The organism is Streptomyces gelaticus (genome assembly GCF_014649535.1).
Lineage (GTDB): Bacteria > Actinomycetota > Actinomycetes > Streptomycetales > Streptomycetaceae > Streptomyces > Streptomyces gelaticus.
The window spans coordinates 64,571-76,638 of sequence record NZ_BMTF01000019.1 but is presented as its reverse complement, the minus strand read 5'-3'; the positions used below and the strand labels follow the sequence as shown (position 1 = coordinate 76,638).

Genomic DNA, 12,068 nt, shown 5'->3' with positions numbered 1-12,068 from the left:
CGGATGCGATCAGCCCATGCGGCGCAATGCAAAGTCTGCCGCTGCAAAGTCCGGCGGCAGAAGGCTTTCTGATGGCCTTTCCGGAACACCTCGGACGGATTTATCGAATATCTATTCGAGTGCGTTCGGGGTGAGGCGTTTCGTGGAGATCGTCCATCATTCGGCATCCGTACGGGCCGGTCCGGGCCGCTGTCCGGCTCGTCGGTGCGTCGGGCGTCCGGGCTTCTGCGGCGGTCGGCATCCGCGTGAAGGTGCCGATGGCAGCGGGGCGGTTACGGGGCCGCAGCGCTCGATGAGGCGGGGCTTACCGGGGAGGGGATCGTGCGCGGGCTCGTGCGCCGCGTTGCGCACTGTGCGCCGTATCCGGAAATGAGGATGCCCGATCGCTGGCGACGGGGGATGCACCAGCGACCGGGCTTCTAGAACGGTAACAAGAGATCTGCCGTTCGCAAATTCGATCTCGCGTATTCGGACAGGGATTTACCTGTCAGTACGGCGAGTTGTGACGCGAGTCACCTGATGGGCACGGTGAGTTCGGGGGCTTTCCCTGTCAGCTGAGTGTCACCTGGCGGTTGGTGAGACCGCCACGGGCCCGCCGCTCCTCCGCGGTGAGCGGTGCTTCCGAGGCGAGCGCCTCGGTCAGCCGCTCCGCGAACTCGGCAGCGGGCTTTTCGCATTCCTCGGCACCCATCGCGCTCGGCAGGTCCCAGACCGGGACCATCAGCCCGTGCGCCCGGAAGGAGCCGACCAGTCGGGTCCCTTCGCCCAGCGAGGAGGTGCCGGCGGCGTGCAGCCGGGCGAGCGCGTCGAGCAGTTGCTCCTCGGCGTGCGGCATGACCCAGCGAAGGTGGTTCTTCTCCGGCGTCTCGCACCAGTAGGCGGCGTCCACACCGGCGAGCCGCGTCGTCGGGATCGCCGCCTCGTTCGCGCGCTCCAGGGAGGCGGACACCTCGGGGGTGGCGTTCTCCGCGTCCGGAACCCAGAACTCGAAGCCGGAGTGGACCACGGGCTCGAACGCCGCGTCGGGATCGAGCACGTCCTGCAGCCGCGGAGCGTCGGCCGGCACGCGCTGCGCCGCCACCGGCGAACCGGGCTCGGCCGCCAGCGCCCGCCGCAGCGTGTCCGCGAGGTCACGGCTGAGATCACCGGACGGAGTGTCGTTCTGCAGGGCGAGCAGCACCGAACCGTCGTCGCGGCGCAGCGCCGGCCAGGCCATCGGCAGGACGGTCGCGAGCGTCACCGAGGGCACTCCCTCGGGCAGCCCGTCCTTCAGGGTCAGCTCGACCGTGGCGGCGGGCACCAGCTCGCGCAGCGCGACCCAGTCGCACTCGCCGGCCAGACCCTCGAAGGGGCGGTGGACGAGTTCGGCCACGGCCTGGGCGGCGGCACGGCCGTGGCATGCCTTGTATCGACGGCCCGAACCGCACGGGCAGGGCTCACGAGCCCCGACCACCGGGATCTCGCCGTCCTTGAGTTGCTGCTTCCCGGCCTTGGTCTGAGGGCGCTTCTTGGCCATGGTGGGCTTTCTCCCGATTGCGACATTGCGGTCTGGGCCGCGAGCCTAGCGGTCCCTGTCGCGTGCGGGACACATATGCCCGCACGTCCGGCCGTACGGAGTGCGGAACGCGCCGCTTCGCGCGAACGCGCCCCGATGCGCCGCCCGATGGCGATGTCGTCACCGCCGCGGCGGCCGGTGCCCGTGCCGCAGGGCGTCAGACCACGTCGTCGAAGGCGTCCGCGAAGCCGAGCCCGTCGAGCGACACGCCCGCCCCGGCCGGTGTGCCGGGCCCGCCCGGTATCCCGGACACCTGACCGTGCCCCTCGTTGACGAGGACCCAGACGGTCACTTCACCGGACGAGCTGTCGCGTACGCCCCACTCGTCGGCGAGCGCGCTGATGATGTTGAGCCCGCGGCCACCACGCGCCGTCACCGACGGTGTGGCCGGAACCGGGCGGGTGGGCCCGCCACCGTCCGTCACTTCGACGGTCAGCCCGCCCGTCCTGTCGACCCGCCATGCAGCGCGGACGTCGCCGTCACCCATCTCTGTGTGCCGGCCCAGCGGCCTGCCGTGCCGGCAGGCGTTGCTGAGCAGTTCGGAAAGAATCAGTACAGCATCGTCGACGACCGAATCCGAGACCCCGTGGCTGCGCAACTGCTCGCGCATCCGGTGCCGCGCCTGGCCCACGCCCGCAGGGCCATGGGGAACGGCCATGCTCGACGACGTGGGCACTTCCTGTGCCACCACCAACGCCACCCCCGAGACCTCCTTTGCCCCACGCCACGGTGTGGATGCCCTCCTGGGCTGGACCGGAAACCGGCCAGTGGATTGCCGGTGACGCACTCGTAACGATCGAGTACGGTTCGAATGCGCCGGTGCACTCCGTGTAACTGATGTTAAGAGCGTCCTAGTTGTGACAGGACCTGTTTCGGGCGGTTCGTGATGATTGCCTCGACGCCCAGGTCGACGCAGAGTTGGACGTCGGCCGGTTCGTTCACCGTCCAGACATGCGCACGGTGCCCCGCGCGGTGCAGCCGTTCGATGTATCCGGGGTGGTTGCGAACGATCCGCATCCCCGGCCCCGCGACGCGCGCCCCGGCCGGCAGCCGTCCGTCGCGCAGCCGCGGCGAGACGAACTGCATCAGATACACGGTGGGCAGAGTGGGGGCTGCTGCCTGGACGCGGTGCAGGGAGCGAGCCGAGAAGCTCATGATGCGTACCGGTGACGGGCCGTCGGCCGGCGGGGCGTCGAGCTCGAACTGCTTCAGCAGATGCAGCAGCCGCTCCTCCACCTGGCCCGCCCAGCGGGTGGGGTGCTTGGTCTCGATGGCCAGCTGGAGCGGACGCCCGGCGGCCCGGGTCTCGACGACGAGTTCCAGCAGCCGTTCCAAGGTGAGTACGGAGGTGAGCTCGCCCGGCACCGGATCCCAGTCCGGGGACTCCGACTCCTCGCGGTCCTTCCAGGAGCCGAAGTCGAGGGCGGCGAGCGCGGAGAGCTCCAGGGTGGAGACGGCGCCGCGGCCGTTGGAGGTGCGGTTCACCCGTCGGTCGTGTACGCACACGAGGTGGCCGTCGGCGGTGAGCCGTACATCGCACTCCAGGGCGTCGGCGCCGTCCTCGATCGCCTTCCGGTACGCGGCCAGGGTGTGCTCGGGGGCGTCGTCGGACGCGCCCCGGTGCGCGACGACCTGGATGGGACGATGCTTGGATTGCTGCCGTGCGTGGGTCACGGCCTCATCGTGTCACCGCTGGGCGACCGCTGTGCGCACGGTGCGCGGCGGATCTGTGTACCCCCGCGCCGCGCCCGCGCCGCGCCCGCGCCGCGCCCGCGCCGCGCCCGCGCCGCGCCCGCGCCCGCGCCGCGCCCGCGCCGCGGGCTGCGGTGCGTCTTGTGCCGGGGATCGTTTTGCCCGATGTAAAGATTGGTGTGCGGATGCACAGGTCCTGCTTACAGTGGCCTGACGTGCCTTGGGAAAAGCTGTTGCCGGACACGTACACAGCGGATCTCTTGCCGAAAATTGATGTGGAACCGAGGAGTAAAAAGCTGTGAGCACAGAGAACGAGGGCAACGAGGGCACTGCGGCCGAGGTCGTCCCGTCCGTTCCGTCCGTACCTCCCGTGCCGGCCGATGCTCCTCAGGGGTCCCCCGGGAGCACGCCCGCGTCCACCCCCGCCCCGGCGGAGGAACCGACCACCCAGGCCGCCACCACACCCATGGCTTCCGTCCCGGCGACGCCCTCCCACACGCCCCACGGACCCCAGTCGGCCGCCGAGGCCAACTGGCCGCCGCCTCCCGCGGTGCCCGCGTACGCGTCCCACGGTGCGAGCGGCGGTGGCGGTCCGGTCTGGGGTGCCCCGCCCCAGCCCCAGCCGTACGGTCCCGAAGGTCCGCGCAAGCGGGGCATCGGCGGTCTGGTGGCGGCGGTGGCCGCCGCGGCGCTGGTCGCCGGCGGCATCGGTGGCGCCTTCGGCTACTGGGCGGCCGACCACAACCCCTCCGGCTCGACCACGGTCTCGGCCTCCGGCAACCCGCAGGACCTCAAGCGCGATCCCGGCACGGTCGCGGGAGTGGCGGCCAAGGCGCTGCCCAGCGTGGTCACCATCGACGCCCAGGGCGGTGACGGCGAGGGCGGTACGGGCACCGGCTTCGTGTACGACAAGCAGGGCCACATCCTCACGAACAACCACGTGGTGGCCTCCGCGGCGGACAGCGGTCAGCTCACGGTGACGTTCTCCAACGGCAAGAAGTACGGTGCCGAGGTCGTCGGCCGGGCGCAGGGCTACGACGTCGCCGTACTGAAGCTGAAGAACCCGCCGTCGGGGCTCACCCCGCTGGCGCTCGGCGATTCGGACCAGGTCGCGGTCGGCGATTCCACGATCGCGATCGGTGCCCCGTTCGGCCTGTCCAACACGGTCACCACGGGCATCATCAGCGCGAAGAACCGCCCGGTCGCCTCCGGTGACGGTGCCGGCGGCGGCAACTCGTACATGAGCGCCCTGCAGACCGACGCCTCGATCAACCCGGGCAACTCCGGCGGCCCGTTGCTCGATGCGCGCGGCGCGGTCATCGGCATCAACTCCGCCATCCAGTCGACCGGCAGCAGCGTCGGCCAGACGCAGGCGGGCTCCATCGGCCTCGGCTTCGCGATCCCGATCAACCAGGCGACGAACGTCGCCCAGCAGCTGATCAAGACCGGCAAGCCGGTCTACCCGGTGATCGGCGCCACGGTCACCATGGACGAGAGGTCCGGCGGCGCGGTCATCTCGGACCGGGGAGCGGGCGGCACGGAAGCGGTGACGAAGGACGGCCCCGCGGACCGGGCCGGCCTCAGGGCCGGCGATGTCATCACGAAGTTCAACGACACCGTGATCGACAGCGGCCCGACCCTGATCGGCGAGATCTGGACCCACAAGCCCGGCGACCGGGTGACGCTGACCTACACGCGCGACGGCCGTACGGCAACGGCCCAGGTCACCTTGGGGGAGCGCAGCGGCGACAGCTGACCGGACGAGGCCCGTCGGCCACTGATCCACCGGCTGGCGGACCCCGTTGAGCCGCGTACTCCCCCGCGAATGGCCACGGACCCGGGTTCCCCCGGGGCGGGCGGCCGACCGGGATTGCCCGACGGAATCGATCAGCCGGTACGCTGTAGGCGCTCCGCCACAGGCGGGCGGGGCAGGGGTGGGTTGCCCGAGCGGCCTAAGGGAACGGTCTTGAAAACCGTCGTGGCGCGAGTCACCGTGGGTTCAAATCCCACACCCACCGCAGCAGTTCAGCGGACACGCTGATCAGAAGGGGTGCCCCGACCAGGGGCACCCCTTCGTCATGTGCCCTGTCTCGCTCTGATCCGCCCGTGTGGCGCTTCTGGCAGCTTGGCCACCGCGCCTCGTGCGGGTGGCCAAGCTGCTCGCGGAGTCGCTCCCCGGGCGGCGACTGGTGGCCAGAGGAGGAACGGCTGCCGTGGCCCGAGACCGAGGAAGAACTGTGGGAGCACGAGCTCGTGCAGCACGACGGGACGCATTCGATCCTCGGCATCTTCCGGATCATCGGGCCCGACGAGGAGCCGGACTGCGGCACGGTCAAACAGGTGACCGAGGAGGAGGCGCTGCGTGTCCTGGGCACGCGGAAGCTCACCCGGGGGCACGTGGCGAGGTTCGAGGAGTTCGACCACTGGCGCTGGTACGGGCGGTGCGCCGTGCTCCATGACGACGAGGGGGAGCCACAGGAGATCTACTTCCGGGGCTTCTTCGGCGACTGAGCCGACCCGGCGGACGAAGAAGACCGATCGGGGCCGTTCTGCGGTGTGTTGCCTGTGTATGGGTGCCGTTGCGGTACGCACCATTCCGGACGGACTGGGGGAGGGTGCGGGCCCGTTGAGGTGTGGCCCACGTCGCGTTTATCCGGGGGAAGTTCGCTGACCAGGGGGGTAGGAGCGGAGATCGGTGGGGCGGGTCCGCCGGGACGGTTCGATACCAGCCATTTACGCTGATGGCACCGGCTGCCGGTGACGATTTTTGTCACCGGATGTGGCACCACGTAGCGCCCCCTCTACTAGATTGTCAAAGCACCACGAGACCGATCACGAATTGCGCTCCATCGTTCATCAACTGCCCTTTGGTAGTCAGTCACTACGAAGAACCCTGGTGAACACCATGTCTGGGCAGGCTGTCGGACCGCACCACCGCGCACGGCCGGGCTGACAGTGCTGGACGGCCGCGACGTTCGCAGTTGTTCCTGACCTGATCCGGTTGTCCGGGCCCCATGTTCCCGGCCGAGAGTATGAGGCACGTTCTGTGAAGGTTCGTACGAGGCGGTCGGCCAGCTTGATCTCCGGGGGACTGGCGGCGGTGCTGTTGGCGGGCTGCGGCTCCGAAGATCAGATCTGGCCGTTCGAGAGCAAGGACAGGATGGTCGTCGGCATGTCCGACGGGATCCTGGCAACGGATCCGGCCGCGGGGTACGACCCTGGCACCTGGCTGCTGTTCAACAACGTCTTCCAGTCGCTGCTGAGTTTCCCGCCCGGGGGCTCCATACCGGTGCCGGAGGCCGCCGAAGAGTGCGGTTTCTCGGACGGCAGCAAGACCTACACCTGCACCCTGCGCGACGGGCTGAAGTTCAGCAACGGCCACAGCCTCACCTCGGCGGACGTCAAGTACTCCTTCGACCGGGCGATCAAGATCAACGACCCGTCGGGACCCGCGCCGCTGCTCTCCACCATCTCGTCGATCAGCACTCCGGACGACAAGACCGTCGTATTCCGGCTCAAGGTGCCCGACGCGACGTTTCCCAGCAAGATCGCATCGGGTGCCGGCTCCATCGTGGACAGACGGGTGTATCCCAAGGACAAGCTGCTCAAGGGCGGCAAGACGGTTGGCTCGGGCCCTTACAAACTGGACTCCATAGACAAGTCGAAGGCCGACTTCTCGGTCTATTCCGGCTATCGCGGCACCGCCGAGGTGAAGAACTCCGGTGTGACGCTGAAGCTCTTCCAGGGTGACCAGAAGGCGCTCAGAACCGCCCTGGAAGAGGGCGACGTCGATATCGCGTACCGCGGTCTCACCGCCAAGACGATAGCCGCCCTGGACACCTCGCCCACCGCCGAGAAGGACGGCCTCGATGTCGTCCAGGGCAGCAGCGCGGAAGTCCAGCACATGGTCTTCAACGTCTCCGACCCGGTGGTCGGCAAGCTCGCCGTGCGCAAGGCCATCGCCTATCTCGTCGACCGGTACGCCCTGGTCAGCGAGGTCTACCAGTCCACGGCGACCCCGCTCTACTCGATCGTTCCGGTCGGCATCACCGGGCACGGCAACTCCTTCTTCAACACCTACGGAGACAGCCCGCAGCCGAAGAAGGCGAAGGACGTCCTGAAGGAGGCCGGAATCACCGACAAGGTGCGCATCACCCTGTGGTCCACGCCGAGCCGGTACGGCCCCGCCACCGACGACGAACTCCAGACCATCGCCGATCAGTTGAACGAGAGCGGGCTCTTCGACGCCAGCATGAGGTCCGTCCCCTTCAACGAGTACGAGAAGGGCATCGCCGAGGGCAAGTACGGCGTCTATGTGAAGGGATGGGTGCCGGACTATCCCGACCCCGACAACTTCACCCAGCCGTTCTTCGGCAAGGGCAACGTCCTGTCGAACAATTACGAGAACAGCGACATCACCAAGCAGATCATCCCGCAGACCTCGTCCATGACCGACCGCTCGAACACCCGGACGCCGTTCATCAAGCTGCAGGACATCGTGGCGCGTCAGCTGCCGCTCCTGCCGCTCTGGCAGGGCAAGCAGTACGCGGTCGCCAAGGAGAACGTCCGGGGTCTGCAGAACTGTCTGGACACGTCGACCGTCTTCCGGTTCTGGGAGCTCAGCACCGCCGATTAGGGCCTCGATCCGCCGGGCTGGCCCCAGGGCTCGTCCGGCGCGGCCGTGGTGAGACGGGCCGCCGACGCGATCGTGGCGCGGGCCTCGTGTGCGGTGAGCCCGGTGCGTACGGCGGCATGGGTGAGGGCGTCGGCCAGGGCGTCGCCGTTTCCGTGTTCGTAGGCGCGGCAGGCTGCCCAGAAGAGCCGGGCGTTGCGCTCGCCCTCGTGTGCCGTGAGGACAAAGCGGATCAGACCGCGGCCCCGGTCGGACCGGTCCGTACGGGCCGGGCGGCGCGCGGGAGGCATGAGCAGGCGCAGGAGTGCGCGGGGGCAGGGCGCCGGAGGCAGGTCGGCGGTGCCCGGGGCGATCCGGTAGCGGCCGTGCAGGGTGACCGAACCGGGCCCCACCAGATAGCCGCCGATGCCCCGGATGTCGATGCCGGGGGCGAGCCGGCTCGCGGAGTTCGGTACGGGAACGCCGGGCGGGCCGGTCAGCCAGATGTGCCGCCCGCCGCTGGGGGTGAGGACCACGACGGTCGGCGGGATCGCGAACAGGTGGTGCAGGGCCAGCTGCCGCAGCGACGCGGCGGAGTCACTGTTGCCGGTGGTGTCGACGTCCAGGTCGATGCCGATGAGGTGGTGCGGGGGCCGCCCGCAGGCGATGCCGTAGCCGGTCGCCCAGGGGGCGGCGGCGAAGAGGGCCTGCACGGCGGCCGGGTCGGTGGTGGCGTCGTGGACACCGTGCCCGGGAAGGCCGCACGCGCCCCGGCAGGTGGACCGGCGGTCGTCGTTCCGGTGGGGGGAGGGCAGCGCAGGGAGTTTGCGGGCGGTCAGCGGGATGACGGGGAGCCCGCGCTCGGCGGCGGAGAGCGCGTGGGCGAGGGCCAGGGTGGCGGTGCGCCGGTCGGTGATGGCCATGGTTCTATTTTCGTTCAGGTGTTCGAAAAAGGGAAGGGAGCGTGGCGCCGGTCGACCGGGCGCCGGAACGGTTCTTCCCTTGGGGGCAGGGGCTCGGGCACGGCCGGGCGGGCGGGCTCGGGCGGGCGGGTGGTTCCGGGTGGGGCTCGTACGGGGTGTGAGCTGGGGCGTTCGGGGGCGTGAAGGTTTGTCGGCGCTTCCTCACGCCTGCGGGGGAATCGGATCGCACGGGTGGTTCGCCGGGGACCTGCTGGGCAGCTCTGGTCTCGCGACGTCGTGACCGATGCCGGGGCGGTCGGCCAGCTGCCTCGGAACAAGCCGCACTTCCCATTCCTGGAGGAATTGACATGGCAAGCATCCGTACCGCTCGTGCCCTCGCCGCTGTTGCCGCCCTGCCCCTCGCCGCCGCGCTCTTCGGTGGTGTGGCCCGGGCCGACAGCGGCTCGTTCGCGAACGACGGATCGAACGCGGCCGTTGCGACGGTCGTCGGCAGCGGTGTCGGCGGCAACAACACCGGCAACTCGGCCACGTCCCAGCAGCAGGCCGTCGGCCCCGGAGCGTCGAACCGGAGCAACTCCGCGCAGGTGAACGGCTCGGCCTTCACCGTGGTCGACCAGCACAGCGAGAACGTCGCGGTGTATTTCACCAACCTCTGGTGAGTCCTGACCGGTCGTGGGCCGGTCGGGGGGTCGGGCCAGGGCCGGCGGGAGCAACGGCCCGCGCGAGGGTGCTTCGCCACCTCGCGCGGGCCGTTTCGCGTGTGCGGACGAACGGTGTGCGGACGAACGGTGCGCGGGCAAACGGTGCGCGGGCAAACGGTGCGCGGGGAAAAGGTGCGCGGGGAAAAGGTGCACGGGCAAACGGCGGGCGGGGAATCGGCGGGCGGGGTGTCGCCGACCTTGACAGCCGCCCTATATCTGACGGACAGTCAGAAATCCTGATCCGTAAGCCCCGTGTCCGGGAGGCAGCCGCCGTGCACCTCGCCCAGACGGAACGTCAGCGACAGCTGCGTGCCGAACTCCGTACGTACTTCCGCGAGGTGGTGCCCGGGAGGGAGGCCGGTACGGCCCCGGGGGACGGAGATCCGGCCGGGCAGCGACGCGTGCTGCGCAGGATCGGCGCCGACGGGATGCTCGGGCTCGGCTGGCCCGTCGAGTACGGCGGCCAGGGGCGGGGTGCCGACGAGCAGTTCATCTTCTTCGACGAGGCGTACCGGGCGGGGGCGCCCGTCTCGATGGTCACCCTCAACACCGTCGGCCCGACGCTGATGAAGTACGGGACCGACGAGCAGAAGGCGTACTTCCTGCCCAGGATCCTCAGCGGCGAGCTCGTCTTCGCCATCGGTTACAGCGAGCCCGAGGCCGGTACGGATCTCGCCTCGATGCGCACCAGGGCTGTGCGGGACCGCGCGGACGCCTGCGGCTCGGACGGTGCCGAGGGCGGCGGGCACTGGGTGATCGACGGGCAGAAGATCTTCACCAGCAACGCCCAGAACGCGGACTGGATCTGGCTCGCCTGCCGTACGGACCCGGACGCGCCCAAGCACCGGGGCATCTCGATCATCCTCGTGCCGACCGACGCCCCCGGCTTCTCCTGGACGCCGATCGAGACCGTGGGCGGGCTCACCACGACAGCCACGTACTACGACGGGATCCGGGTGCCCGCCGGTCATCTGGTGGGCCCGGAGAACGGTGGCTGGGGGCTGATCACCAACCAGCTGAACCACGAACGGGTGGCGCTGGCCGCGATCGGGATGCAGGCCGAGGACTTCTACGAGGCGGCCCTCGCCCACGCCCGCACCCCCGATCCCGTGACGGGCAGGTGCCCGGCCGACGAGCCGTGGGTGCGCGCCCGGCTGGCCGAGGCGTATGCCCGGCTGGCGGCGACGCGTCTGCTCAACTGGCGTCTGGTGGGGGACGTCGGGGCGGGTTCGCCGGCGCCGGGCGAGGCGAGCGGCGTGAAGTTCGCGGGGACCGAGAGCGCCGTCGAGGTGTACCGGATGTGCCAGGAGATCACCGGGGAGGCGGGCCTGGTCCGGGGCGGTTCGCCCGGCTGCTTCGGGGACGGGGAGCTGGAGCGGACGAACCGGGCGGCACAGATCAACACCTTCGGGGGCGGGGTGAGCGAGGTGCAGCGGGAGATCGTCGCGACGATGCGGCTCGGCATGAAGAGGGGCAGGCGGTGACGGTGGTGCGGGAGGGGCGGAAAGCGCCGGAGAAGCGGCAGATGCCCGGGGGGCGGAAAGCGCCGGAGAAGCGGCAGATGCCCGGGGGGCGGGAAGTGCCTGAGGAACAGCAGATGCCCGGGGGGCGGGAAGCGTCTGAGGAACAGCAGATGCCCGAGGGGCGGCAGGCGTCCGAGGAGCCGGACGAGTTGTACGAGCGGCTCAAGGCGTTCGAGGGGCGGGCCGCCGCGACCGCGGGCACCGGCAAGGACCCGGTCAACGAGCCGATGATCAGGCACTGGTGCGAGGCGATGGGGGACACGAACCCGGCGTACGCGGGGCCGGACGCGGTCGCTCCGCCGACGATGCTCCAGGCATGGACGATGGGCGGTCTGTCGGGGCACACCGACCGCTCCGCGGCGTACGAGGAACTCTTCGGCCTGCTCGACGGCGCGGGCTGCACCTCGGTGGTCGCCACCGACTGCGAGCAGGAGTACCTGCGGCCGCTGCGACCCGGGGACCTGATCACGTTCGACGCGGTCATCGAATCGGTCTCGGAGCGCAAGACCACCAAGCTGGGGACAGGCTATTTCGTCACCACCCGCATGGACGTCCGGGCGGACGGGGAACCCGCCGGGACGCACCGCTTCCGGATCCTCAAGTACGCCCCGGCGGCGCCGAAGCGGGCGGCGGAGCGCGGCGGCCGGAGCCTGCGCCCGAGGCCGGTGATCAACCGGGACAACGCCGGGTTCTGGCAGGGCGTCGCCGAGCACCGGCTGCTGATCCAGCGCTGCGGCGACTGCGCCGCGCTGCGCTTTCCCTGGCTGCCCGGCTGCAACGCGTGCGGCTGCCAGGAGTGGGACACGGTCGAGGCGAGCGGCGAGGGCGCCGTCTTCAGCCAGGTGGTGATGCACCACCCGCCCTTCCCCGCCTTCGGCGCCGACGGCGCGGGCGGTCCGTACGCAGTGGCGCTGATCGAGCTGGCGGAAGGGGTGCGGATGGTCAGCAATGTGGTCGGCGTGCCGTACGACAAGGTGCGGATCGGGATGCCGGTGCGGCTGGAATTCCTGCGTACGGACGACGAGTTGGAGCTTCCGGTCTTCCGGGGAGGCGAGGGCTGAG

Annotated in this window: 10 protein-coding genes and 1 tRNA gene; 7 read left to right on the top strand and 4 right to left on the bottom strand. The window is 70.0% G+C overall.

The features are described 5' to 3' along the window. Positions 1-550: 550 nt before the first annotated feature. From IE107_RS24705 to IE107_RS24695, 3 genes are all read right to left on the bottom strand, one after another. Entirely contained in the window at positions 551-1,516 is a 966-nt protein-coding gene (locus IE107_RS24705; protein ID WP_189546381.1) for a DUF5926 family protein, read from the bottom strand. Positions 1,517-1,712: 196 nt separating this feature from the next. Continuing rightward, on the bottom strand, positions 1,713-2,342 hold the full coding sequence (locus tag IE107_RS24700) for an ATP-binding protein (protein ID WP_189546380.1): 630 nt from the start codon (positions 2,340-2,342) through the stop codon (positions 1,713-1,715). Positions 2,343-2,395: 53 nt separating this feature from the next. Further along, entirely contained in the window at positions 2,396-3,229 is an 834-nt protein-coding gene (locus IE107_RS24695; protein WP_189546378.1) for a glycerophosphodiester phosphodiesterase, read from the bottom strand. 316 nt (positions 3,230-3,545) lie between these two features. On the opposite strand from IE107_RS24695, the gene IE107_RS24690 reads away from it, so the two are divergent. The 4 genes from IE107_RS24690 (at position 3,546) to IE107_RS24675 (ending at position 7,883) form a co-directional block, all read left to right on the top strand. After that, a complete protein-coding gene (locus tag IE107_RS24690; RefSeq protein ID WP_189546377.1) occupies positions 3,546-5,003 on the top strand; it encodes a S1C family serine protease in 1,458 nt (485 codons plus the stop codon). Between the two features lie 177 nt (positions 5,004-5,180). Beyond that, positions 5,181-5,265 (top strand) — tRNA-Ser (locus IE107_RS24685). 235 nt (positions 5,266-5,500) lie between these two features. Then, positions 5,501-5,758, top strand: a complete 258-nt coding sequence (locus tag IE107_RS24680) for a hypothetical protein (RefSeq protein ID WP_189546374.1) — start codon at positions 5,501-5,503, stop codon at positions 5,756-5,758. Positions 5,759-6,293: 535 nt separating this feature from the next. Then, positions 6,294-7,883, top strand: coding sequence for an ABC transporter substrate-binding protein (locus IE107_RS24675; protein ID WP_189546372.1), 1,590 nt, complete (start codon positions 6,294-6,296; stop codon positions 7,881-7,883). Here the strand turns inward: IE107_RS24675 and IE107_RS24670 are convergent. Continuing rightward, positions 7,880-8,782, bottom strand: coding sequence for a bifunctional DNA primase/polymerase (locus IE107_RS24670; RefSeq protein ID WP_189546370.1), 903 nt, complete (start codon positions 8,780-8,782; stop codon positions 7,880-7,882). The genes IE107_RS24675 and IE107_RS24670 overlap by 4 nt on opposite strands. Positions 8,783-9,129: 347 nt before the next feature. Here IE107_RS24670 and IE107_RS24665 point away from each other — a divergent pair, with 347 nt between their 5' ends. From IE107_RS24665 to IE107_RS24655, 3 genes are all read left to right on the top strand, one after another. Further along, positions 9,130-9,441: a hypothetical protein gene (locus IE107_RS24665; RefSeq protein ID WP_189546368.1), complete on the top strand. Its 312-nt coding sequence runs from the start codon at positions 9,130-9,132 to the stop codon at positions 9,439-9,441. A 314-nt stretch (positions 9,442-9,755) separates the two neighbouring features. After that, the gene (locus IE107_RS24660; protein ID WP_189546365.1) at positions 9,756-10,967 is read left to right on the top strand and encodes an acyl-CoA dehydrogenase family protein; all 1,212 of its coding nucleotides are present in this window, start codon (positions 9,756-9,758) and stop codon (positions 10,965-10,967) included. Between the two features lie 149 nt (positions 10,968-11,116). Beyond that, complete coding sequence (locus IE107_RS24655) at positions 11,117-12,067, top strand: bifunctional MaoC family dehydratase N-terminal/OB-fold nucleic acid binding domain-containing protein (protein WP_229867217.1); 951 nt, start codon at positions 11,117-11,119, stop codon at positions 12,065-12,067. Position 12,068 lies beyond the last annotated feature (1 nt).